The following is a 23,269-nucleotide window of genomic DNA, read 5'->3' on the forward strand; positions in this document are numbered from 1 at the left end:
AAAATGCCTATAACGTGACTGGAAAAGTCGCTGCCCTCGGTTAACATGCCCGCCAATTCTTCGCTCTATAGGCTGTGTCGTGCTCTTTGCTTCTCCCTCATCGCGCTCGTCCCTGTTGCTCGCGCTGCTGTTCAGCCCGGTCGTGCAGGCCGATGACCTGTTCATGGACAGCGAGTCGCTACCGCAGGTGCTGACGGCCACACGCCTTAAACAGACACCGGCGCAAGTGCCGGGAAGCATGACCGTCCTCGACAGCGAATTGATCAACGCCAGCGGCGCCCGCGACATCAGTGAACTGCTGCGCCTGGTGCCCGGGATGATGGTCGGCAACGTCAGCGGCAATCAGGCTGTGGTCAATTACCACGGCACCAACGCCAGCGAAGCGCGGCGCATGCAGGTGCTGATCGACGGCCGCTCGGTTTACCGCGCGGGTCTGGCCACGGTGGACTGGAGCGATATTCCGGTGGCCGTGGAAGACATTGAGCGCATCGAAGTCTTCCGAGGCCCGAACACTGTCAGCTACGGCGCCAATGCACTGATGGCGGTGGTCAACATCATCACGCGCCACCCGGCGAACAGCCACGGCACACGGCTGAAGATCACTCGAGGCCAGCGCGGCATCAACGATTTCCATGCCAGCCAGGGCACGGGCTGGAATGGCGGCGACCTGCGTCTGTCGCTGTCAGGTCAAGAAGACGACGGTTTCGACAGCGATCGCACAGGCGCCGATTACCGCGACAGCCGCCGCTTGAACCGTTTCAGTCTCGCGGTCAGTCATACCCTGAGCGACAGCCAGAGCCTCGACTGGCAGGTCAACGCGAAGGACGGCACCAACCAGCGGCCCTATACCTACCGACCGGTGTTCTCGGGGATTACAGACGCGGGGAACAACTCCGACGTGGTGGCCAAGGACTACGCCGGGTCGGTGCGCTGGAATCTCGACATCAATCCCGAACATAGCCTTTATGTACAAGGATCGGCGCAGCACTGGGACCGTCAGCAAACCTGGCGAGCTTGCGACGCCGAAGTGTCGTTCAGCCCGGAACTGACGCAGCTGTGGCAACTCGACCCCAATTACACCGAGCGCCTGGCGCGCAACATCACCCGGTTCACCGGCCCCGGCGCCGAGCCCGGCAGCCCGCAGAAAATGGCGCTGGCCAATCAGGTGCTTGATCAATGGCGCAACGGCGCCAGCCAAACCCTGTGCGGCGATATCGACCAGAGTGCCCGGGAGTCGCGTTACGACCTCGAATTGCAGGACACCCTCAGCCTGTCCGACAGCCTGCGTCTGGTCAGCGGCATGAACTATCGTTACGACCGGGCCGATTCCGAGACCTACTTCAACGGCACGCTGGACGACACCACTTGGCGCGCCTTCGGCCAACTGGAATGGCGCGCGACCGAACACTGGCTGTTGCAGGGCGGTGCAATGTTCGAAGACACGCAGCTGATCGGCAGTTCGCTGACCCCGCGCTTCGCGATCAACTACCTGATCAACCCGCGCCATGGTCTGCGTGCGGTGTACTCGGAGGCGATCCGCTCGCCGGACATGTTCGAGAACAACGTCAACTGGAGCTATCAGGTGACCAACCTGCGGCCCACGGCGTACGGCCAGTCGTCAGCGCGTTATTTCGTCAAGACCCGTGGCCCCGGCGATCTCGATCAGGAACACATGCGCTCGCGTGAACTGGGCTACAACGGCAATTTCGCAGAGTGGGGACTGGCACTGGATGTGAAGCTGTTCTACGACGAAATCACCGGGATGATCAGCGAGCCGTTGCGCAACAACCAATACATCGCCAGCAATGCCAACAGCTCACGTTTTCGCGGCACCGAAACCCAACTCGACTGGCGCGTGAGCAGGGTCGACCGCTTGCGTTTCACTTACGCCTACGTCGACGCCCAAGCGAGCAATCCGCTGGATCAGCAATTCACCTCGCGCAACAGCGGTTCGGCCGGTTGGCTGCGCGACTGGGGCCAAGGCTGGAACAGCGCCCTCTTCTATTACGGCGACAACGCGCTCAACGGCTATCGCTTTGAACGGGTCGACACGCGGATCGCCAAACGCATCCCGCTGGGCAAAGCCCAACTGCAACTGGCCGGCGTGCTGCAACAGCGCCTCGATCACGCGCCAACGACGTTCGTGGACAACCAATACGACGAACGCCGGGTGATGTATTTCAGCGCCGAGTTGGAGTTCTAGGGTGCGCCTCGGCCTGTCACGCAAGGCGCCAACCCTTGGCCACTGCCTGGCCGGGCTGTGCCTGTTTCTGGCCGCGTGGCTGCACGGCATCGCAGTGCAAGCGGCCGATATTCTGCTCACAGGGGCTGAAGAAAGTCCCGGCGTGCAGGCTTTCGTTCAGGCCCTCAGCGAGTTGCGTCCGACCGACAGTGTGCGTTTCCAGCCGCTGGCCAGTCTCCCGGCACCGGGAAAATTACCTTCCAGACTGCGCCTGATTCTGCTCGATCTGCCAAGCCTCGACTGGCGCCTGCAAGACTCAAAGGGCCCGGCAACGCTGGTGCTGCGTATCAGCCGCGTGCAAGCACATCAGCGTTTCGGCTCGGCACAACCCTCGCAGTTGACTCTGCTGTGGAGCGATCCACCACTGGGCCGTCAATTGCAGTTGATCCGGCGGATGTTGCCGCAGGCGCGCAGGGTTGGCGTGTTGTTCCACCCGCACAGCGAATTTCTGCTCAAGGAACTGCGCCTGACCGCTCAATCGCTGAATCTGCAAATCGTCAGCCAACGCTGGGACAACACCCACGACAACCGACCCCTGCAAGCTGTACTGAAAAACAGCGACGTGCTGCTGGGCCTCGACGATCCTGATCTGTACAACCCGAGAACCGCGAAAAACCTGCTGCTCAGCAGTTACTCGCAGCAAATGGCGCTGGTGGGGCCCAACGTTGCGTTTGTCCGCGCCGGTAGCCTGGTCAGCAGCTACAGCGATCAGAGCGACTGGCTGGCGGTACTCGACCAACTGCTCGACCAGCCGCCGGGCAATTGGCCGCCAGCCCTCTATCCCAAACGTTTTAAAGTCTCAAGTAATGCGCAGGTGGCTCGTTCCCTTGGGATCGAACCGTTAAATGACGCGTCAGTCGCCAGAGCGTTGGCTGAAGGAGAAAGCCGCCCATGAGTTTCCGTCGCCGTTGGGACATCAACACCCGGACCCAGTTGATCAGCCTGGGCCCGGCGCTGTTGCTGACCTTGTTGTTGATCAGCTTTTTTACCTTCGTGCGCATTCAGGATTTGCGCCAGGAGCTGAACCACACCGGCCAATTGATCGCCAACCAACTGGCACCCGCCACCGAGTACGGGGTGATTTCCGGCAATAACGAAGTGCTGGAGAGCCTGCTCAAAGCCTCGCTGGCAACACCCAACGTGCGCTTTATCGAAGTGCAAGACAGTGCTAACCGGATTCTGGTCTACGTCGAGCAACCGGCGAATGTCCATAGCCGTGCGCATCAGGTCGAAGTTTTTCAAGCGCCGGTAAGGCTGCAACGGATCGCCCTGCACAATGATTTTTTCCAGGACACCAAAGTCAGCAATGGCGCGGCCAACGAGGATTATCTGGGGCGAGTGATCGTCGGTCTGTCCAACGATGCCTTCAGTCAGCGTCAGCAGGAAATCCTGCTCAAGGCCGCTATTCTGGCGCTGTTTGCCCTGCTCTTCACCTTCATCGTCGCGCGGCGTCTGGCCGGCAGCCTGTCGCAGCCGATTCGCGATATCGGCAATGCGGTCAAGGCGATTCAGCAAGGCGACTATAAAACGCCGCTACCGATTGTCGACGACACCGAACTGGGCGCCCTGTCGCAACACATCAACAACCTCGCTCAGGCGCTGGAACAGGCCAGTCGTGAACAGCATCAAGCCATGGCCCAACTGATCCAGACCCGTGAGGAAGCGGAAAAGGCCAACTGCGCCAAATCCGACTTCCTGGCGATGATGAGCCATGAACTGCGCACCCCCATGAACGGCGTGCTGGGCATGTTGCAATTGCTCGAAACCACCGACATGACCGAAGAACAGGTCGAGTACGCCGCGCTTGCCTCGGAGTCCACCGAACACCTGCTCAAGGTCATCAACGACATTCTCGACTTCTCGCGCATCGAGCGTTCGGAACTGGAACTGGAGCATATCCCGTTCAACCTCGCCGAACTCATCGCAGCCTGCGCCCAGTCGTTCCAGCACAGCGCGGTTCAGCGTGGCCTGGCGCTCAATCTGCGGATCCCTGAAGACATGCACGGTTTGCAGGTACAGGGCGATCCGACGCGGATCCGGCAGATTCTGGTCAACCTGGTCGGCAACGCCTTGAAATTCACTGAACAGGGTCGGGTCAGCATCGAGGCGCAGTGGCAGTCGCTGGATCACGAACTGCTGTGGTTCACCTGTTCGGTGCGCGACAGCGGCATCGGTATTTCGTCCGAGAGCCTGGAGTTGATGTTCAACGCTTTCCAGCAGGCCGACAGTTCTATTTCAAGGCGTTACGGTGGCACCGGCCTCGGTCTGCCGATTGCCCGCACTCTCGCCGAGCGCATGGGCGGGACATTGCGCGCGCAGAGCGAAGAAGGTCGCGGCTCGGTATTCACCCTGGAAATTCCGCTGGCTCTTTATAAGCAGGCGTTGCCGCAACTGGCAGCGCCACGCGCATTGAACAGCAGCGGTCACGGCGAGGGGCGTCATGTGTTGCTCGTGGAAGACAATCCGGTGAATCAGACCGTGATTGAAGCGATGCTGCGCAGTTTGGGCTTTACTGTCAGTGTTGCCACCGATGGCGCACAAGCGGTGCAAAATGCCGAAGCAAGCGATTTCGAAATGATTCTCATGGATTGCCGTTTGCCGATCATTGATGGCTACGAAGCGACCCGGCAGATTCGCCGCTTGCCCGGACGCAGCGCGGTGCCGATCATCGCATTGACCGCCAATGCCTTGCAGGGCGACCGCGAGGCCTGCCTGTCGGCGGGCATGAACGATTATCTGGCGAAGCCGTTCAAACGCAATGACCTACAGCAGATTCTGCAGCGCTGGGTGTCGTAGTGACGGCTTTTCGACCATCTGCGACTGGCGTGAAAAGCGAAAGTGCGGCAGTCTTAGGCACCCGAACGAGCCTCAAAAGGGGCTTGAATAAAAATTTCAGTGCACAAGTGTACATTCATGTCCTTGGTGCTGTGACTTTCACCACAACGCAATAGTCTATGAGTAGGCTGCCGGTTCGAGGCATGAACGCTTCGAACGGTCGGGAAGATTTGCCCCACCTGCCGCATGGGATTATTGAGGAGCTCGCATGACCAAACAAAACGCCTTTACTCGGGAAGATCTGCTGCGCTGCAGTCGCGGTGAGCTGTTCGGCCCAGGTAACGCGCAACTGCCCGCCCCGAACATGCTGATGGTGGATCGAATCACCCTGATCAGCGAAGAAGGCGGCAAGTACGGCAAAGGTGAATTGGTCGCCGAACTGGATATCAATCCTGACCTGTGGTTCTTCGCGTGCCACTTCGAAGGTGATCCGGTCATGCCGGGCTGCCTGGGTCTGGATGCCATGTGGCAACTGGTCGGTTTCTTCCTGGGCTGGCAAGGCCTGCCGGGCCGCGGCCGTGCGCTGGGTTCGGGCGAAGTGAAATTCTTCGGTCAGGTGCTGCCGACCGCCAAGAAAGTCACCTACAACATTCATATCAAACGCGTCCTCAAGGGCAAGCTGAACCTGGCCATTGCCGATGGTTCGGTGACTGTCGACGGTCGCGAAATCTACACCGCCGAAGGCCTTCGCGTCGGCGTGTTCACCTCCACTGACAACTTCTAAGGGTTATTCGCATGCGCCGCGTCGTTATCACTGGTCTGGGCATTGTTTCGTGCCTGGGCAATGACAAAGAGACCGTCTCCGCTAACCTGCGTGCAAGCCGCCCTGGCATCCGGTTCAACCCGGAATATGCCGAAATGGGTCTGCGTAGCCAGGTTTCCGGCTCCATCGACCTCAACCTTGAAGAGCTGATTGATCGCAAGATCTATCGCTTCGTCGGCCACGCAGCGGCTTACGCCTACCTGGCCATGAAAGACGCTATCGCTGACTCCGGTCTGACCGAAGAGCAAGTGTCCAACCCGCGTACCGGTCTGATCGCCGGTTCCGGTGGTGCTTCCACGCTGAACCAGATGGAAGCGCTGGACATCCTGCGCGAGAAAGGCGTGAAGCGCGTTGGCCCATACCGCGTCACGCGGACCATGAGCAGCACCGTTTCCGCTTGCCTGGCCACGCCCTTCAAGATCAAGGGCCTGAACTACTCCATCGCTTCTGCCTGCGCCACCAGTGCTCACTGCATCGGTACCGCCATGGAACAGATCCAGATGGGCAAGCAAGACATCGTCTTCGCCGGTGGTGGTGAAGAAGAGCATTGGAGCCAGTCGTTCCTGTTCGACGCGATGGGCGCCCTGTCCAGCAAGCGCAACGACACCCCGCAACAAGCCTCCCGTGCCTACGACGCTGACCGTGACGGTTTCGTCATCGCTGGCGGTGGCGGTATGGTCGTGGTTGAAGAGCTGGAACACGCTCTGGCCCGTGGCGCGAAAATCTACGCCGAAATCGTTGGCTACGGCGCGACGTCCGACGGCTACGACATGGTCGCTCCAAGCGGCGAAGGCGCGATCCGCTGCATGCAGATGGCGATGTCCACCGTTGATACCCCGATCGACTACCTCAACACCCACGGCACTTCGACTCCGGTCGGTGACGTCGCGGAAATGAAAGGTGTGCGTGAAGTGTTCGGCGACAAGGCTCCGGCCATCAGCTCGACCAAGAGCCTGTCCGGCCACTCCCTGGGCGCCGCCGGCGTTCACGAAGCGATCTACTGCATGCTGATGATGGAAGGCAACTTCATTGCCGGTTCCGCCAACATCGACGAACTCGACCCAGAAGTGGCCGATATGCCGGTGCTGACCAAGACCCGCGAGAACGCCACCATCAACACCGTGATGAGCAACAGCTTCGGCTTTGGCGGCACCAACGCCACGCTGGTACTGAAGCGCTGGGAAGGCAAGTAATTCCCCGCTGCTGAGCCTCACATGAAAACGCCCCGACTGGTTCGGGGCGTTTTTTTGGCCTGAAGTAAATGGCAGTTACACCGTAAAACCCTGTGGGGGGAGCCTGTTCGCTCCCACAAGTGGGCTTGCGGAGCTTCTGAAAATGAAACATCTGTCATGCAATTTCCCACCCTGCGATCGAATGTCGCGGTTTTAGCGGCCTCCAGCACTGTTGCAGAATTCGCAACTATACCTTGCACGAATCAGCCGTTTACTTAGCAAACTAACAAATCATATAAAAGAGTCCTGCACACGCCTTGCTGCAGATAACTTGAGATTTGGAGCTAGCAGATGACTGTAAAAGTAACTGAACGCGACGATTCACACATGTCCCATGAAGGCGTAGCCGCCGGTTTACGAATCTGGGATGTGCATCAACAAGACTTGCTGGTCGGCATGTTCCATAACGAAATCGATGCCCACAACTACAAGGCCGAACTGGAACTGCAAGAACAGCAACGGGATTTACGATCCGCCTGAACCAACCACAGCATTGAAAACGACAAACCCCGCGATCGCGGGGTTTGTCGTAGTGACAGCACTACCGATTTACCACATCAGATCGTCAGGGATCTGGTAGGCCGCGTACGGATCGTCCTCGGTGATGATCTCTTCGGTCTGCACGTTGAGCTGCACGATGCGCTGTGGATCGCGCTCCTGGATCTTCAGGGCCGCTTCACGGGGGATCACTTCATAGCCGCCGGCATGGTGCACGATCGCCAGCGAACCGCTGCTGAGCTTGTTGCGCATCAGCGTGTTGACCGAGAGGCGCTTGACCTTCTTGTCGTCGACGAAGTTGTAGTAGTCCTCGGTGGTCAGCTTCGGCAGACGCGAGGCTTCTATCAACTGCTTGACCTGTGCCGCACGCGCCTTGGCCTCGGCTTTCTCTTTCTGCTGACGATTCAGCTCCTGGTCGCGCTTGACCTTCTCGGCCATGGCTTCCTGTGCGGCGCGCTGCTGCGAGTCATCCAGCTCGATCTGGCCTTTGTGGGCCAGACGCTGCTGCTTCTGTTTGTCCTTGCTGACCTGTTTGGCCTGCTTCTGGTTGACCAGCCCTGCTTTGAGCAACTGATCGCGAAGGGAAATACTCATGGTGCTTACTCACTTGGGCAGTTGCTCAGCCGCAGCTGGGCAAGTTCTTTTCCTGACGTTTGGCTTCACCCCAGAGGGCGTCCAACTCTTCGAGGGTGCAATCTTCCATGGGACGGTGGGTGTCGCGCAATGCCTGTTCGATAAATCGGAAACGTCTTTCGAACTTGCCGTTGGCACCACGCAGTGCGGTTTCCGGATCGACCTTCAGATGCCGGGCCAGATTGACCACGGAAAACAGCAGATCACCGATCTCGTCAGCCACCGCGACGGGATCGTTCTCGGACATGGCCTCAAGCACTTCATCAAGCTCTTCGCGCACCTTGTCGAGCACTGGCAAGGCGTCTGGCCAGTCGAAACCGACCTGCCCCGCACGCTTTTGCAACTTGGCTGAACGCGACAGCGCAGGCAGCGTCGCCGGTACGTCATCAAGCAGCGAAAGTTGCTCTGGCGCAGCGGATTTCTCGGCGCGCTCTTGCGCCTTGATCTCCTCCCAGCGCTGCTTGACTTGCTCTTCACTCAAACGCGGTACGTCGAGCGGCGCATACAGATCGCCGGTGGGGAAGACGTGGGGATGACGGCGGATCAGCTTGCGGGTGATGCTGTCGATCACCCCGGCAAACTCGAATCGCCCTTCCTCCCGCGCAAGCTGGCTGTAATACACCACCTGGAACAACAGATCGCCCAACTCGCCCTGCAAGTGATCGAAGTCGCCACGCTCGATGGCGTCGGCCACTTCGTAGGCTTCTTCGAGGGTGTGCGGGACGATGGTTGCGTAGGTTTGCTTGATGTCCCACGGGCAACCGTACTGCGGATCGCGCAGGCGGCTCATCAGGTGGAGCAGGTCTTCAAGGCTGTACATCATTTATCTCTCACCACAAAACCCATGTGGGAGCGGGCTTGCTCGCGAATACGGTGTGTCAGCAACAATGATGTCGACTGACATGCCCTTTTCGCGAGCCACCCCGCTCCCACAGTTGATCGGCGTTGGTCTTCACGGAGTACGGTTACGCCGCGTTTCGATGATGTTCGGCAACTGCGAAATCCGCCCCAGCAACCGCCCCAACGCATCCAGCCCCGGAATCTCGATGGTCAGGGACATCAGCGCGGTGTTGTCCTCCTTGTTCGAGCGGGTGTTGACCGCCAGCACGTTGATCCGCTCGTTGAGCAATATCTGCGAAACGTCGCGCAGCAGACCGGACCGGTCGTAGGCTCGGATGACGATGTCCACCGGATAGGTGAGCACCGGCACAGGGCCCCAACTGACCTGGATGATCCGCTCAGGTTCGCGCCCGCCCAGTTGCAGCACCGAAGCGCAGTCCTGGCGGTGAATGCTCACGCCACGGCCCTGGGTGATGTAACCGACAATCGCATCGCCCGGCAGCGGCTGGCAGCAACCGGCCATCTGCGTCATCAGGTTGCCGACGCCCTGGATCTGTATGTCGCCGCGCTTGCCCGGCTTGTAGCCAGTGGCTTTGCGCGGGATCAGCTCCAGTTGTTCGTTGCCGCGTTCCGGCTCGACCAGTTGCTGCGCCAGGTTGACCAGTTGCGCCAGACGCAAATCGCCAGCACCGAGCGCGGCGAACATGTCTTCGGCGGTTTTCATGTTGGCCTTGTCCGCCAACTTGTCGAAATCCACCGCAGGCAGCCCCAGACGCGCGAGTTCGCGCTCGATCAGGGTTTTGCCCGCCGCAACGTTCTGATCACGGGCCTGTAACTTGAACCAGTGAACAATCTTGGCCCGAGCCCGGGAAGTGGTGACGTACCCCAGGTTCGAGTTCAGCCAGTCGCGACTCGGCGTCCCGTGCTTGCTGGTGATGATCTCGACCTGCTCACCGGTTTGCAGGCTGTAGTTGAGCGGTACGATGCGCCCGTTGATCTTCGCGCCACGGCAGTTGTGACCGATTTCCGTGTGCACGCGGTAAGCGAAGTCCAGCGGCGTCGCGCCTTTGGGCAAGTCGATGGCGTGACCGTCGGGGGTGAAGATGTAGACCCGGTCCGGCTCGATATCGACGCGCAGTTGTTCGGCCAGGCCCCCGATATCGCCCAGTTCCTCATGCCACTCGAGCACCTGACGCAGCCAGGAGATCTTCTCTTCGTAGTGATTGGAGCCGGATTTGACATCGGTGCCCTTGTAGCGCCAATGCGCGCAGACGCCGAGTTCGGCCTCTTCGTGCATGGAATGGGTGCGGATCTGCACCTCCAGCACCTTGCCTTCCGGGCCGATCACCGCGGTATGCAACGAGCGGTAGCCGTTCTCTTTCGGGTTGGCGATGTAGTCGTCGAACTCTTTCGGAATGTGCCGCCACAGGGTGTGGACGATGCCGAGCGCGGTGTAGCAATCGCGCATTTCCGGCACCAGCACGCGCACCGCACGCACGTCGTAGATCTGGCTGAATTCCAGACCCTTGCGCTGCATTTTGCGCCAGATCGAATAGATGTGTTTGGCCCGGCCGCTGATGTCGGCGTCGACCCCCGTGGCCTGCAATTCGTCTTTGAGCTGGGTCATCACGTCGGCGATGAAACGCTCGCGATCCAGACGTCGCTCGTGGAGCAACTTGGCGATCTGTTTGTATTGATCGGGTTCCAGGTAGCGGAAGGACAAGTCCTCCAGCTCCCATTTGATATGACCGATGCCGAGCCGGTGCGCGAGCGGCGCATAAATGTCGAAGACTTCCCGGGCGACACGGTTACGCTTCTCGTCGTCGGCGGTTTTCACCGCGCGGATCGCGCAGGTCCGTTCGGCCAGTTTGATCAGGGCAACGCGCACGTCGTCGACCATTGCCACGAGCATCTTGCGCAGGTTTTCCACCTGCCCTTGCGCCCCCATGACCATCGACTGACGCGGGCTCAGACTGGCACTGATGGCGGCCATGCGCTGCACGCCGTCAATCAGCTTGGCGACCACGGAACCGAAGCGCTGGCTGACGGCTGCCAGTTCGATCTGACCTTCGCGCACACCGCGATACAAGACCGCAGCGACCAGCGAATCCTGATCGAGCTTGAGGTCGGCGAGAATCTCGGCAATCTCAAGCCCGGTGCGGAAACTGCCGGAGCCCTCGGCCCACAGGTTCTTGGCGGCGTTGGACTGTTGTTCAGCCTCGCGAGCGAACTCGCAGGCTTCTTTCAAGGCTTCGCGATCCAGTGCCAGATCGACACTGACCGCGTGATCGAGCCAAGCCTCGAGATTGATACTGCCGTCATTGTTGATCGGCTGGTGTGCTCTCACCTGTACCATCTTGCTTTACCTTCCCTACGACGCAGATTCAATGCGTCAAATCGCTGGTCTTCTATGCCCGTGGGCACTCGCGGGGCTAACGCGAGCGCGTCACGGACAGACCGGACGGATCAGACGAGCCATCCTGGCTCGCTTCAAATAACGCCATGGCTTCGACATGCGCCGTCTGAGGAAACATATCGAGAATCCCGGCACGTTTTAACCGGTAGCCCTGCTTGATCAATTCGACCGTATCGCGCGCCAGCGTTGCCGGGTTGCACGACACATACACCAACCGCTTGGCACCCAGGGTCGCGAGCTTGCGCACCACCTCGAAAGCACCGTCACGCGGTGGGTCCAAGAGTACCGCAGAAAAGCCGTTTCCGATCCACTGAGCATCGGTCAAAGGCTGGGATAAATCGGCTTGAAAAAACTTTGTGTTATGCAAATTGTTACTAGCGGCGTTCGCGGCGGCACGCTCGACCATGGTCTGCACACCTTCGACCGCCACCACTTCGCGCACGGTTCTGGCCAGCGGCAAAGCGAAATTGCCCAAGCCGCAGAACAGATCCAGCACACGCTCTTCGCTCGTCGGTTTCAGCCAATCCAGCGCCTGCGCAACCATCGCGTCGTTAATACCGGCGTTGACCTGAATGAAATCCCCCGGCCGGTAAGCCAGATCCAGTCCCCATTGCTCCAGGCGATAACCCAGCGACTGGTTCGCATCAATCGGTTGCGGTCCGCCTTCGCCATGCAGCCACAATTGCGCTTCATGGCATTGGCAGAAATCCTTGAGGATCGTCAGATCCGCTTCCGACAGCGGCGCCATGTGCCGCAGCAACACCGCCAGCGATGAACCGCTGAACAACTCGATATGGCCCAGCGCTTGCGGTTTGCTCAAACGACGGAGCATCTGCGGCAAAGCGGTCATGATCGGCTGCAAGGGCTGTACCAGCACCGGGCATTCGTTGATCGCAACAATGTCCTGGCTGCCGGCAGCACGCAAACCCACCTCAAGTTGCCTGGCTTTGATGTCCCAGCGCACGGCAATGCGGGCGCGACGGCGATAGCCGAACTCGGGGCCGGTCAGCGGCGGCGCCCACTCTTGCGGTTCGACACCGGCGACCTTCGATAATTGCTCGGCGAGCATGCGCTGTTTCAGGGCAAGCTGTTCGCCGTGGGGCAAATGCTGAACGCTGCAACCGCCACAACGGCCCGCGTGCTGACACGGCGCAGGACGGCGCAACTCACTGGTCTTGAACACGCGTTCGGTACGCGCCTCGACCACTTTGCCGTGGGCGCCGAGCACCCGCGCCTCGACCTCTTCACCGGCGAGGGCGCCGAGGACGAACCAGGTGCGGCCTTCGAAAAACGCGATGCCGCGACCGTCATTGGCCAGACGCTCGATGCTCAAGCGCTGTTTTTTGCCGGTCGGGATTTGCGGGGCCTTGCTGCCACCCGTGGGCTGGAAGCGCAGGCCTCTCTCGTGTTTGGCCATCAGTTGGGCGCGTCGAAAATGCCGGTCGACAGATAACGGTCGCCACGGTCACAGATGATCGCGACGATCACCGCGTTTTCAACTTCCTGGGACAGACGCAGCATCGCTGCCACCGCACCGCCCGAGGACACACCGCAGAAGATACCTTCTTCGCGGGCCAGACGACGGGTCACGTCCTCGGCTTCGCTTTGTGCCATGTCGACGATGCGGTCGACGCGGTCGGCCTGATAGATCTTCGGCAGGTATTCCTGCGGCCAGCGACGGATGCCGGGAATGGCCGAGCCTTCCATCGGTTGCAGACCGACGATCTGCACGTTGTCGTTCTGCTCTTTCAAGTAGCGCGACACGCCCATGATGGTGCCGGTGGTGCCCATAGAGCTGACGAAATGGGTGATGCTGCCCTGGGTCTGACGCCAGATTTCCGGGCCGGTGGTGGTGTAGTGCGCCTCAGGATTGTCACCGTTGGCGAACTGATCGAGCACCTTGCCACGACCTTCGGCTTCCATGCGCTGGGCGAGATCGCGAGCGCCTTCCATGCCTTCTTCCTGGCTGACCAGAATCAGCTCGGCACCGTAGGCGGTCATGGCCGCTTTGCGCTCGGCGCTGGAATTGTCCGGCATGATCAGGATCATTTTGTAACCCTTGATCGCTGCAGCCATGGCCAGAGCGATCCCGGTGTTGCCCGAGGTCGCTTCGATCAGCGTGTCGCCGGCGTGGATCTGCCCGCGCAACTCGGCACGGGTGATCATCGACAGCGCCGGACGGTCCTTGACCGAACCCGCCGGGTTATTCCCTTCGAGCTTGAGCAATAGGGTGTTGCTGGTGGCTCCGGGCAGGCGCTGCAAACGCACCAGCGGAGTGTTGCCGACGCAATCGGCGATGGTTGGGTACTGCAAGGTCATGGCGTATTCGCAATCCAGACGTGCGGGGGCGCCTATCATACCGGCAAACCCGCGCAGGCCATATCACGCAAAGTGCGGTGCTTATGGTTTATGGGAATAAGGAGACGCTAGTCCGTGTTTTCTGCGTGCGCCGTATCCAATGCATAAAACTCGTGCAGTTTGGCTTGCAACAATTGTTTATCCGGCAAGCACGTTTGGTATTCAGCAATCAAGGCAGGCGAAAGGCTGCGATTAAGGGCGTACTCGACGACCTCGTCCTCTTTGCTGGCGCAGAGCAGCACACCGATGGCCGGGTTTTCGTGGGGCTTGCGAACAGTGCGGTCCAGCGCCTCCAGATAAAAATCCAGCTTGCCGAGGTACTCCGGCTCAAAGCGCCCAACCTTGAGTTCGATGGCCACCAGGCAGTTGAGCCCACGGTGAAAGAAGAGCAAATCGAGCGCGAAATCCCGACTGCCGACTTGCAGGGGGTATTGAGAGCCAACAAAGCAGAAGTCGCGACCAAGCTCGGTCAGGAACGCCTTCAGCCGCCCCAGCAATCCTTGGTGCAGATCGGTCTCGGCATGGACGCCGGGCAAGTCGAGAAATTCGACCATGTAGGCGTCGCGAAATATCTCCAGTGCTGCTGGGTGAGCCTGCTTTAAAGCAGCAGATGCCTTCGCCGGATCGGTGACACTTCGTTCGAACAGGGCTGCCTTGAACTGGCGCTCCAGTTCGCGCTTCGACCATTTTTCCTGAACCGCCATTTTCAGGTAGAACTCCCGCTCTTCCGGGCGTTTGCTTTGGCCGAAAATGATCACGTTGTGCGACCAGGATAATTGTCGCGCCAGTGGTGCGACTTTTTCTTCGCCGCGATAAATTTCATAAAACTGACGCATACGAAATAGATTGGACCGGGTAAAACCTCGCAGTCCCGGTTGGGTCAGAGCCAAATGTTCAGCCAATTGACCAACCACTGAATCCCCCCACTCCGCCCGCTCAATCTTGCGACTGATATGTGCACCGACCTGCCAATACAGCTCAATCAGTTGTGTATTGACGGTCTGCATGGCCTGGTGCCTAGAACTGTTGATCAGCGCTAACACTTCGTTAAAACGATCGCCATCCGAGATACCGGTAACGCTGGAGGCATTCATGCGCAATTCCTTGAAGATGAGGTGAAGCGCGAGCTTAAACGCTCAACGAACCTTCAAATGACCGCCGATCCTGCTTGGGAAATATCGTACAAAAATACGAGAGCACTCCCGCAAAGTCGGCGGAAATGGACATTCCATAGGACTACATCGCGAGCAGGCTCACGCCTACAAGAGAACCGTTTCCTTCACACAGTCAGCGGCGAACACAACCCCAATGCAGGAGCGAGCCTGCTCGCGAAGGCGTCAGTCGAAGCAATCCCCTCATCAGCAACCAACCGAAAATTCAGTCGCAACCCCGTCCCGCTGTTCTCCGCCCACAACGTCCCGCCCTGGCGCTGCACCGCATTCCTGGCAATGCTCAACCCCAACCCGAACCCGCCATTGCCCGGCCGCGCCCCATCCAGTCGGATGAACGGATCAAAAATCCGCTGCAGATCCCCGCCAGCCACCCCGCCCCCCTGATCCTCCAGACACAGATGCCAATAACTCCCCTCCCGTCGCCCATCCAAGCGCACGATCCCGCCCTCAGGCGAGTGACGAATGGCATTGCGCAAAATGTTTTCCAGCGCCTGCGCCAGCGTATTGAGATTGCCGCGCACCCAGCACGACGCTTCGACGGAGCACTGCAATTGCAGACTTGACCAGCCGCTTTCATAACAGGCGTTATCGGTGAGCATTTCCCACAGCGCCTGGATCTGGATGGCCTCATCCGGCAACGGTGAGCGGTCAGTATCCAGCCAGGCCAGTTGCAGCGTGTCTTCGACCAACCGTTGCATGCCGTCGACTTCACGCCCGATGCGCTCGCGCAATTGCACCAGGCTTTGCTCGCTTTCGCTGGCCACGCGCAGTCGACTCAGCGGTGTACGCAGTTCATGGGAGAGGTCGCGCAGCAATTGCTGTTGCAGCGCGACGCTCGATTGCAAACGTTCGGACATCGAGTCGAACGCCCGGGCCAGTTCGCCGAGTTCGTCCGGTCGCTGGGTGATACCGCTCGACAGTCGCACATTCAATTGATCGGCGCGCCAGGCGTTGGCCTGTTCACGCAGGTTGTTCAGCGGCACCACCAGCAGGCGATACAGGCCAACGCACAGTAATAAAGTGAACAGGCCGGGAATCACGCCGTTGGTGATCACCCGCCAGAACACTCGATATTTGCCCGGCAGAAAACGCTCGGGGAGTTCGATCACCAGACTGCCAACGGAGGGGGCTTGGGGAAACGGTATGCGCAGCCACGGCCGCCCCTGCTTGTGGATCGGCCAATCGAGCCCGCGCAGAAAAGTCAGGTGCTGGATTTCCCGGTCATTGAGCGGCTCATTGCTCAACGATTGCAAGTTGCTGCCGATCACGCCGACCCAGGCGGCTTCGCGCAACTCCATGCTCTGCAACCAGCTATCGACGCCTTCGCGCCGGCCCCGCTGCCAAGCCTGCTCGGCTTCGCTGGCATAACGCATCAAGGTGCCACGCGCCTCGCTGGAGAGAAACTGATTGCGTTGCTCCATGTACCGGCCCCATGACCAGCTCAGCCAGATCATCAGCAAACAGAACGCCACCAACAGAAAGGCCAGCTTCCAGAACAGCGAATGACGCCCCGGCAGTTCAGACACTTTCATCAGCGGCACTCAACACATAGCCCTTGCCCCAGACCGTGCGCACTTCGCGCTCGGTATAACCGATGGCCTTGAGTTTGCGGCGGATCTGGCTGATGTGCATATCGAGGCTGCGGTCATGGGCCGCGTAGCCGCGTTGCAGAACATGCTGATAAAGGAAGGCCTTGCTCAGCACCTCCTCATTATTGCGATCGAGGGTTTCCAGCAGGCGGAATTCGCTGCGGGTCAGCCCCGCCGGTTGTTCGCGAAAAAACACATCGCTCTGTTGATCGTCGAAGCGCAGCGTACCCGGCGCCACGGGCACGGCTACAGGCGCCGGGCGACGATCCAGGGCCACCCGCCGCAGAATCGCTTCGATGCGCACATGCAATTCGGCCATGCTGAACGGTTTGGGCAAATAGTCATCGGCGCCCAAGCGGAAACCACTGATGCGATCAGCCTCGGCCCCCAGCGCCGACATCAGCAGCACTGGCGTCGAATGACTCTGGCGCAACTGGGTCAGCACCTTGAGACCGTCCAGCCCGGGCAGCAGAATATCCACCAGCACCACGTCGAACGGTTGGTGCTGAGCGATGTTCAGACCTTCCTGGCCGTTCTGGCACCACGTCACCTGAAAGCCGCTGCGGCCCAGGTGTTCGTGAACGTAGGCCCCCAGGACCGGATCGTCTTCGATGGAAAGAATGCGTGGCTGAACGACGGAAACAGGATTCATGAGTATCTGCAAATAATTCTCAGTTGAGCGCGATTATTCAAGATTGAGGGACATCGGGCAACCCAAGCCTGGCCTGCCGGACAAACGCGCACCGATGCACAGACCGACCACGACACCATTTTTCCGAAGATTGCCCGCGAGCAAATCGCTACACTGCGCCCATGCCGCGTGCCGGATGCACGCATGAGTCAACAGATCAGCGGGATGCAGGAGACAGGTGTGCTCAAGAAACTGGGAATCAAAGGTCGCGTGATGCTGCTGACCTTGTTGCCGACCAGCCTGATGGCGCTGGTGCTGGGTGGTTATTTCACCTGGACGCAGCAGTCCGACTTGCAGACCCAATTGATGCAGCGTGGCGAAATGATCGCTGAGCAACTGGCGCCGCTGGTAGCTCCCGCCATGGGCCATGGCAACAACGAATTGCTCGAACGCATTGCCACCCAGTCGCTCGAACAACCGGACATGCGCGCGGTGACCTTCCTCGCGCCGGATCGCACGCCGCTGGCCCACGCCGGCCCCACCATGCTCAATCAGGCGCCGAGCGGCGACAGCGCCCAACTGCAAAGACGCAGCGGCAATGACGCGACTCGTTACCTGATGCCGGTCTTCGGCAGACACCGCAACCTTGCCGGTGAGGTGATCCCCGAAGAGTCCGACCGCCTGCTGGGCTGGGTCGAACTGGAGCTGTCCCACAACGGCATGCTGCTGCGCGGTTATCGCAGCCTGTTCGCCAGCCTGCTGCTGATCGCCGCAGGCCTCGCTGGTGCGGCTTTGCTCGCATTGCGCATGGGGCGCACCATCAACCGCCCGCTGGGCCAGATCAAACAAGCCGTCGCGCAACTCAAGGATGGTCATCTGGAAACCCGCCTGCCACCCCTTGGCAGCCAGGAGCTCGATGAGCTGGCGTCGGGCATCAACCGCATGGCCGGCACCCTGCAAAACGCCCGCGAAGAATTGCAGCACAGTGTCGATCAAGCCACCGAAGACGTGCGCCAGAACCTGGAAACCATCGAGATCCAGAACATCGAACTGGACCTGGCCCGTAAGGAGGCGCTGGAGGCAAGCCGGATCAAATCCGAGTTCCTCGCCAACATGAGCCACGAGATTCGCACGCCGCTCAATGGCATTCTCGGCTTCACTCACCTGTTGCAGAAAAGCGAACTGACGCCGCGTCAGCTCGATTATCTGGGCACCATTGAAAAGTCCGCCGACAGCCTCCTGGGCATCATCAACGAGATCCTCGATTTCTCGAAAATCGAAGCCGGCAAACTGGTGCTCGACCATATCCCGTTCAACCTGCGCGATCTGTTGCAGGACACCTTGACGATTCTTGCCCCGGCCGCCCACGCCAAACAGCTTGAACTGGTCAGCCTGGTGTACCGCGACACGCCACTGTCGCTGGTCGGCGACCCGTTGCGCCTGAAGCAGATCCTCACCAACCTAGTCAGCAACGCGATCAAGTTCACCCGCGAAGGCACCATCGTCGCGCGAGCCATGCTTGAGGAAGAACACGAGGACAGCGTGCAACTGCGCATCAGCATTCAGGACACCGGCATCGGCTTGTCGAGCCAGGACGTACGGGCGTTGTTCCAGGCCTTCAGTCAGGCTGACAACTCGCTGTCGCGCCAACCCGGAGGCACCGGTCTGGGTCTGGTGATTTCCAAGCGACTGATCGAACAGATGGGCGGCGAAATCGGCGTCGAGAGCACGCCGGGCGAAGGCTCGGAATTCTGGATCAGCCTGAGCCTGCCCAAGGCCCGCGACGATGCCGAAGACCTGCCCTCGGCGCCGCTGCTCGGACGTCGGGTGGCGGTGCTGGAAAACCACGAACTGGCGCGTCAGGCGTTGCAGCATCAACTGGAAGACTGCGGCCTCAATGTCACACCGTTCAACACCCTGGAAAGCCTGACCAATGGCGTCACCGGTGCGCATCAGACCGATCAGGCGATTGATCTGGCGGTAATCGGCATCACCAGCAACGACATGTTGCCGGAACGTCTGAACCAGCATATCTGGGATCTCGAACACCTGGGTTGCAAAGTGTTGGTGCTGTGCCCGACCACGGAACAGACGCTGTTCCATCTGTCGGTGCCCAATCCGCACAGCCAACTGCAAGCCAAACCGGCCTGCACGCGCAAACTGCGCCGGGCGCTATCGGATCTGGCCAACCCGCGCCAACCGCGCACCGAACCCGGCGAGCCGCTGTCGAGTCGCGCGCCGCGAGTGCTTTGCGTCGATGACAACCCGGCCAACCTGTTGCTGGTGCAAACCCTGCTCGAAGACATGGGCGCCAAGGTCCTCGCCGTGGAAAGCGGTTACGCCGCAGTCAAAGCGGTACAGACCGAATCCTTCGACCTGGTACTGATGGACGTGCAAATGCCGGGCATGGACGGCCGCCAGAGCACCGAAACCATCCGCCAGTGGGAAAGTGAGCGGCATTGCACGCCGCTGCCGATCGTCGCCCTCACCGCCCACGCCATGGCCAACGAAAAACGTGCGTTACTGCAAAGCGGCATGGACGACTACCTGACCAAACCGATCAGCGAACGGCAACTGGCGCAGGTCGTGTTGAAGTGGACCGGTCTAGCCCTGCGCAATCAGGGGCCGGAGCGGGCCAGCGAAAGCACTGCCGGCCAAAACGAACTGCCGGTACTCGATCACGAGGAAGGTTTGCGCCTGGCTGCCGGTAAAGCAGATCTGGCGGCGGACATGCTGGCGATGTTGCTGGCCTCGCTGGAGGCCGACCGCGAAGCCATCCGCAATGCACGCGACAGCCACGATCAGAATGCACTGATCGAACGAGTCCATCGCCTGCACGGCGCCACACGCTACTGCGGCGTACCGCAATTGCGCGCCGCCTGTCAGCGCAGCGAAACCCTGCTAAAACAGGACGACCCGAAAGCCGCGCAAGCGCTCGATGAACTGGAGCGAGCGATGAACCGACTGGCAGCGCAAGCGAGGATCAGCGCCTGATCCAGCGCAATGCCGGTCGACGCAGACCCGGCTAAAGTGGATTCGGGTGCTTCAACCCGGGTCGATGTTCCAGGAGGATTCAATGCGCACAATCGTTTTCAGCAGCCAGGCCTACGACCGCGACAGTTTTCTCGCGGCCGACTGCCCGACGGACATCGAACTGCATTTTCAACCTGCCCGGCTCAGCCTCGACACCGCCGCACTGGCCGACAGGCACGAGGTGGTTTGCGCGTTCATCAATGACGATCTCGGCGCGGCGGTGCTGGAGCGACTGGCCGCCGGCGGCACCCGATTGATTGCCTTGCGCTCGGCCGGTTACAACCATGTCGATCTGGCCGCAGCCAAACGTCTCGGCCTGACCGTCGTGCGTGTCCCGGCCTACTCGCCCCATGCCGTGGCCGAACATGCTGTCGCACTGATCCTGGCCCTCAACCGACGCTTGCACCGCGCGTACAACCGCACCCGCGAGGGCGATTTCAGCCTGCACGGGCTGACCGGTTTCGATCTGGTCGGCAAGACCGTCGGCATCGTCGGCACCGGGCAGATCGGCGCCACGTTCGCGAAAATCATGCACGGTTTCGGCTGTAAATTGCTGGCCTGTGATCCGTATCCAAACCCCGACGTCCTGGCACTCGGCGCACGCTATCTGAGCCTGCCGGAGTTGCTCGCGCAATCGCGAATCGTCAGCCTGCACTGCCCGCTCAACGAGCAAAGCAAACACCTGATCAACCGTGATTCACTGGCGCACATGCAAGCCGGCGCCATGCTGATCAACACCGGGCGCGGCGCTTTGGTCGACACGCCAGCGTTGATCGACGCCTTGAAGGACGGGCAGCTCGGCTACCTGGGGCTGGATGTGTATGAAGAAGAAGCGCAGTTGTTTTTCGAGGATCGCTCCGACCTGCCGTTGCAGGACGACGTGTTGGCGCGATTGCTGACCTTTCCGAACGTGATCATCACCGCGCATCAGGCGTTTCTGACGCATGAAGCGCTGGGCGCGATTGCCGCAACGACCCTGCACAACATCGCGACCTGGGCGGCGGGATCGCCGCAAAATCAGGTCGAGGGTTGAGGGTTTAACGTTTTATTTCGGTGATAGCGAGGACGCCAGAATCAGTAGCGCCAGCCAGCCGAAGCCGAAAAGCCGCTGCTTCGCCGAGTGCCCGCTGCGCAGCAGAAACCAGACGAAAACCATCGGCAACAGGAACACCATGATCTTCAGCCAGCTTTCCACCGGACGGCTGCCATCTTCATTGATGGGCCGCGCAACCGTTTGTTCGGCCTGTTGCCGACGCCGACGCCCCGCTGCGGCCGGCATGACTTTTGGCAAAGGCTCAGGCGCCGGAGGGACAAATGCCTCGGGCACGGCCTGGTTACGCGGCAGACTGCCGAAAGAAATCGTCGAAGGCTGAACGGGGGCCGCTGCGGTCTGGGCTTGTGCGTGGGTTGGCTGCTCTGCCATCGGAGCCCCGCAATGAATGCACGCCGAGGCTTCTGAGCTGATGCTGCGCTTGCATTCATAACATTCGATAAGCGCCATGTTCCGTTCCTTCAGAGTCGAGGGCGGCAGTTTGCCATGTGTGCAAGCCGATTTGAACCTGATCGAAGGTCACAAGCGTGCGTCATTCTGCAACGTGGCCCGTGCTAGCATGTCGCGCATATTTGGAGGACCCATGGTCGAACACGATTTCCGCTACAACCTGATGAACCCGCAACACACCCTCACCGAATGCCGCGCCCTTGTTCCGGGCCGCTATCAGGTCACCGGCAATGGTGGCTCGATCCGCATCGGTGACGCCCTGTTGGTCACCCTCAAAGGCAGCAAGGACTTGTCCATGCGCCTGACCGTCGAAACCGTCCGCCACCTGATCAATCCGCCGGGCCAATGGACCGCGATGACCACGGGCCCGGTGTTCGGCGAACTGGCGATTCACACCTGGCAGGTCAACTGCGACAGCTGCGCCAAAGAGCTGAGCTTTGAATTCGCCGTCGACGCCAAGCTGGGCAAAACCGCAGAAAAACCAGCGGCTACGGCGCGCATCGCCGAACTGGGCTGGAAAGCCGTTGGCGACAAGCACCTGTGCCCGAAATGCCAGGAGCCTGCGTGATGAAACGCCTTGCCCTGGCCGCTCTGGTCGGTGTTGGCCTGATGGGCTGCGCCGCGGAGCCTGTGCAGTTGCAACAGAACCGCAGCTACATTCTGGAGTGGATCGGCGAGCGGCCGTTGATGGATTACAGCCATCTGACCGTGACACTTGGCGATGATGGTCGCGCCTATGGCAACGGCGGCTGCAACCATTGGTTCGCGCCTTACACGCTCGATGGCAACAAGTTGAGCTTCGGCAAGATCGGCAAGACCCGCAAGCTGTGCGCACCGGCACTGATGGAGCAGGAGCAGCGTTTCCTGCAGGCATTGGAAGGCGTGCAGCGCTGGGACATCTCGCCCATCGAGCAGATGCGCTTCTGGCCGGCGCAAGGCAAACCGCTGCGCTGGTGGCTGGAAGAGGGTTGATCATTTGTGGTGAGGGGACTTATCCCCTCACCACTGAAGCTCGCTTTCGGCAAAAGCTCGGCGTGCCTACTGGGTAGCCTGCAACGCCTCAAGCCTGGCCATCACCCCGGCCGCCGTCTGCTCACCCAGCAACTGCTCCCGCACCTTGCCTTTGTTGTCGATGATGTAAGTCACCGGCAACGCCTCGCTGCGCGGCAACTCGAACAACTCCGCCGGATCCTGCGCCAGCACGGTGAACTGGATGCCCAGTTTTTCGCTGGCGCTCTTCAGCTCTTCCCCCTGCACGTTGTCGAAGTTGACCCCGAACACGCCGACGTTCTTGCTCTTGAGCTCGTCTGCCAGATGGTTGAGCTCCGGAATTTCGGTCCGGCACGGCCCGCACCATTCGGCCCAGTAGTTGAGCACCACCCATTGTTTGTCCAGGCGCTCGGACGCCACCTTCTGACCATTCTGGTCGATGCCGTAATCATTGCCGCAGCCCCCCAGCATCAACGCCCCGATCATGGTCAATGCCGCTGCCAATCGCCGTGTCATGTCGTGTTCCTTGTGAAAAT

20 protein-coding genes are annotated in these 23,269 nt (G+C 60.2%); 10 read left to right on the plus strand and 10 right to left on the minus strand.

The features are described from left to right. The first annotated feature begins 79 nt into the window (after positions 1–79). The 6 genes from AACY02_RS03860 (at position 80) to AACY02_RS03885 (ending at position 7,552) form a co-directional block, all read left to right on the plus strand. A complete protein-coding gene (locus AACY02_RS03860; RefSeq protein ID WP_339430827.1) occupies positions 80–2,203 on the plus strand; it encodes a TonB-dependent receptor plug domain-containing protein in 2,124 nt (707 codons plus the stop codon). Position 2,204: 1 nt separating this feature from the next. Further along, the gene (locus AACY02_RS03865) at positions 2,205–3,137 is read left to right on the plus strand and encodes an ABC transporter substrate-binding protein (RefSeq protein WP_339430828.1); all 933 of its coding nucleotides are present in this window, start codon (positions 2,205–2,207) and stop codon (positions 3,135–3,137) included. Next, positions 3,134–5,038 carry a response regulator gene (locus AACY02_RS03870; protein WP_339430829.1) on the plus strand — a complete coding sequence of 635 codons (1,905 nt, stop codon included), beginning with the start codon at positions 3,134–3,136 and terminating at the stop codon, positions 5,036–5,038. Before AACY02_RS03865 ends, AACY02_RS03870 begins: the two co-directional genes overlap by 4 nt. 247 nt (positions 5,039–5,285) lie before the next feature. After that, on the plus strand, positions 5,286–5,801 hold the full coding sequence (gene fabA, locus AACY02_RS03875) for a 3-hydroxyacyl-[acyl-carrier-protein] dehydratase FabA (RefSeq protein ID WP_003227150.1): 516 nt from the start codon (positions 5,286–5,288) through the stop codon (positions 5,799–5,801). A gap of 11 nt (positions 5,802–5,812) precedes the next feature. Continuing rightward, positions 5,813–7,033 carry a beta-ketoacyl-ACP synthase I gene (fabB, locus tag AACY02_RS03880; protein WP_221733008.1) on the plus strand — a complete coding sequence of 407 codons (1,221 nt, stop codon included), beginning with the start codon at positions 5,813–5,815 and terminating at the stop codon, positions 7,031–7,033. A gap of 330 nt (positions 7,034–7,363) precedes the next feature. Then, on the plus strand, positions 7,364–7,552 hold the full coding sequence (locus AACY02_RS03885; RefSeq protein ID WP_339430830.1) for a hypothetical protein: 189 nt from the start codon (positions 7,364–7,366) through the stop codon (positions 7,550–7,552). A 69-nt stretch (positions 7,553–7,621) separates the two neighbouring features. Here AACY02_RS03885 and AACY02_RS03890 read toward each other — a convergent pair whose 3' ends face one another. From AACY02_RS03890 to AACY02_RS03925, 8 genes are all read right to left on the minus strand, one after another. Beyond that, complete coding sequence (locus AACY02_RS03890; RefSeq protein ID WP_339430831.1) at positions 7,622–8,164, minus strand: DUF2058 domain-containing protein; 543 nt, start codon at positions 8,162–8,164, stop codon at positions 7,622–7,624. A 25-nt stretch (positions 8,165–8,189) separates the two neighbouring features. Then, positions 8,190–9,023, minus strand: coding sequence for a nucleoside triphosphate pyrophosphohydrolase (gene mazG / locus AACY02_RS03895; RefSeq protein WP_339431010.1), 834 nt, complete (start codon positions 9,021–9,023; stop codon positions 8,190–8,192). Positions 9,024–9,155: 132 nt separating this feature from the next. Beyond that, positions 9,156–11,399, minus strand: a complete 2,244-nt coding sequence (relA, locus tag AACY02_RS03900) for a GTP diphosphokinase (protein WP_339430832.1) — start codon at positions 11,397–11,399, stop codon at positions 9,156–9,158. 76 nt (positions 11,400–11,475) lie between these two features. Further along, the gene (rlmD, locus tag AACY02_RS03905; protein ID WP_339430833.1) at positions 11,476–12,876 is read right to left on the minus strand and encodes a 23S rRNA (uracil(1939)-C(5))-methyltransferase RlmD; all 1,401 of its coding nucleotides are present in this window, start codon (positions 12,874–12,876) and stop codon (positions 11,476–11,478) included. Beyond that, positions 12,876–13,778, minus strand: a complete 903-nt coding sequence (gene cysM, locus AACY02_RS03910) for a cysteine synthase CysM (protein WP_221733057.1) — start codon at positions 13,776–13,778, stop codon at positions 12,876–12,878. Before cysM ends, rlmD begins: the two co-directional genes overlap by 1 nt. Positions 13,779–13,885: 107 nt before the next feature. Further along, the gene (locus AACY02_RS03915; RefSeq protein ID WP_339430834.1) at positions 13,886–14,911 is read right to left on the minus strand and encodes a PDDEXK nuclease domain-containing protein; all 1,026 of its coding nucleotides are present in this window, start codon (positions 14,909–14,911) and stop codon (positions 13,886–13,888) included. 185 nt (positions 14,912–15,096) lie between these two features. Beyond that, positions 15,097–16,521 carry a sensor histidine kinase gene (locus tag AACY02_RS03920; protein ID WP_339430835.1) on the minus strand — a complete coding sequence of 475 codons (1,425 nt, stop codon included), beginning with the start codon at positions 16,519–16,521 and terminating at the stop codon, positions 15,097–15,099. Next, positions 16,508–17,230: a response regulator transcription factor gene (locus AACY02_RS03925; protein ID WP_339430836.1), complete on the minus strand. Its 723-nt coding sequence runs from the start codon at positions 17,228–17,230 to the stop codon at positions 16,508–16,510. The genes AACY02_RS03920 and AACY02_RS03925 overlap by 14 nt, the downstream gene beginning before the upstream one ends. Positions 17,231–17,449: 219 nt before the next feature. Here AACY02_RS03925 and AACY02_RS03930 point away from each other — a divergent pair, with 219 nt between their 5' ends. Both AACY02_RS03930 and AACY02_RS03935 read left to right on the plus strand, forming a co-directional pair. Beyond that, positions 17,450–20,203, plus strand: coding sequence for a response regulator (locus tag AACY02_RS03930; protein WP_339431011.1), 2,754 nt, complete (start codon positions 17,450–17,452; stop codon positions 20,201–20,203). A gap of 82 nt (positions 20,204–20,285) precedes the next feature. Further along, positions 20,286–21,275 carry a 2-hydroxyacid dehydrogenase gene (locus AACY02_RS03935; RefSeq protein WP_339430837.1) on the plus strand — a complete coding sequence of 330 codons (990 nt, stop codon included), beginning with the start codon at positions 20,286–20,288 and terminating at the stop codon, positions 21,273–21,275. A 12-nt stretch (positions 21,276–21,287) separates the two neighbouring features. Here the strand turns inward: AACY02_RS03935 and AACY02_RS03940 are convergent, their stop codons facing one another. Then, a complete protein-coding gene (locus AACY02_RS03940; RefSeq protein ID WP_339430838.1) occupies positions 21,288–21,743 on the minus strand; it encodes a hypothetical protein in 456 nt (151 codons plus the stop codon). A gap of 133 nt (positions 21,744–21,876) precedes the next feature. Here AACY02_RS03940 and AACY02_RS03945 point away from each other — a divergent pair, with 133 nt between their 5' ends. Beyond that, positions 21,877–22,311: a hypothetical protein gene (locus AACY02_RS03945; protein WP_008079168.1), complete on the plus strand. Its 435-nt coding sequence runs from the start codon at positions 21,877–21,879 to the stop codon at positions 22,309–22,311. Beyond that, positions 22,311–22,715, plus strand: coding sequence for an META domain-containing protein (locus AACY02_RS03950; RefSeq protein WP_339430839.1), 405 nt, complete (start codon positions 22,311–22,313; stop codon positions 22,713–22,715). The genes AACY02_RS03945 and AACY02_RS03950 overlap by 1 nt, the downstream gene beginning before the upstream one ends. Positions 22,716–22,781: 66 nt before the next feature. On the opposite strand, the gene AACY02_RS03955 is transcribed toward AACY02_RS03950, so the two are convergent. Beyond that, on the minus strand, positions 22,782–23,249 hold the full coding sequence (locus tag AACY02_RS03955) for a TlpA disulfide reductase family protein (protein ID WP_339430840.1): 468 nt from the start codon (positions 23,247–23,249) through the stop codon (positions 22,782–22,784). Between the last annotated feature and the right edge of the window lie 20 nt (positions 23,250–23,269).

Source organism: Pseudomonas sp. EA_65y_Pfl2_P78, from assembly GCF_963970495.1.
GTDB classification, from domain to species: Bacteria; Pseudomonadota; Gammaproteobacteria; order Pseudomonadales; family Pseudomonadaceae; genus Aquipseudomonas; species Aquipseudomonas baetica_A.

What these genes read in the sequence shown, in the direction of transcription:
- AACY02_RS03870 (WP_339430829.1), top strand. Translation starts at nt 3,134, where the DNA reads ATGAGTTTCCGTCGCCGTTGGGACATCAACACCCGGACCCAGTTGATC.
- fabA (WP_003227150.1), top strand. Translation starts at nt 5,286, where the DNA reads ATGACCAAACAAAACGCCTTTACTCGGGAAGATCTGCTGCGCTGCAGT.
- fabB (WP_221733008.1), top strand. Translation starts at nt 5,813, where the DNA reads ATGCGCCGCGTCGTTATCACTGGTCTGGGCATTGTTTCGTGCCTGGGC.
- AACY02_RS03885 (WP_339430830.1), top strand. Translation starts at nt 7,364, where the DNA reads ATGACTGTAAAAGTAACTGAACGCGACGATTCACACATGTCCCATGAA.
- AACY02_RS03890 (WP_339430831.1), bottom strand. Translation starts at nt 8,164, where the DNA reads ATGAGTATTTCCCTTCGCGATCAGTTGCTCAAAGCAGGGCTGGTCAAC.
- mazG (WP_339431010.1), bottom strand. Translation starts at nt 9,023, where the DNA reads ATGTACAGCCTTGAAGACCTGCTCCACCTGATGAGCCGCCTGCGCGAT.
- relA (WP_339430832.1), bottom strand. Translation starts at nt 11,399, where the DNA reads ATGGTACAGGTGAGAGCACACCAGCCGATCAACAATGACGGCAGTATC.
- rlmD (WP_339430833.1), bottom strand. Translation starts at nt 12,876, where the DNA reads ATGGCCAAACACGAGAGAGGCCTGCGCTTCCAGCCCACGGGTGGCAGC.
- cysM (WP_221733057.1), bottom strand. Translation starts at nt 13,778, where the DNA reads ATGACCTTGCAGTACCCAACCATCGCCGATTGCGTCGGCAACACTCCG.
- AACY02_RS03915 (WP_339430834.1), bottom strand. Translation starts at nt 14,911, where the DNA reads ATGAATGCCTCCAGCGTTACCGGTATCTCGGATGGCGATCGTTTTAAC.
- AACY02_RS03920 (WP_339430835.1), bottom strand. Translation starts at nt 16,521, where the DNA reads ATGAAAGTGTCTGAACTGCCGGGGCGTCATTCGCTGTTCTGGAAGCTG.
- AACY02_RS03925 (WP_339430836.1), bottom strand. Translation starts at nt 17,230, where the DNA reads ATGAATCCTGTTTCCGTCGTTCAGCCACGCATTCTTTCCATCGAAGAC.
- AACY02_RS03935 (WP_339430837.1), top strand. Translation starts at nt 20,286, where the DNA reads ATGCGCACAATCGTTTTCAGCAGCCAGGCCTACGACCGCGACAGTTTT.
- AACY02_RS03940 (WP_339430838.1), bottom strand. Translation starts at nt 21,743, where the DNA reads ATGGCGCTTATCGAATGTTATGAATGCAAGCGCAGCATCAGCTCAGAA.
- AACY02_RS03945 (WP_008079168.1), top strand. Translation starts at nt 21,877, where the DNA reads ATGGTCGAACACGATTTCCGCTACAACCTGATGAACCCGCAACACACC.
- AACY02_RS03950 (WP_339430839.1), top strand. Translation starts at nt 22,311, where the DNA reads ATGAAACGCCTTGCCCTGGCCGCTCTGGTCGGTGTTGGCCTGATGGGC.
- AACY02_RS03955 (WP_339430840.1), bottom strand. Translation starts at nt 23,249, where the DNA reads ATGACACGGCGATTGGCAGCGGCATTGACCATGATCGGGGCGTTGATG.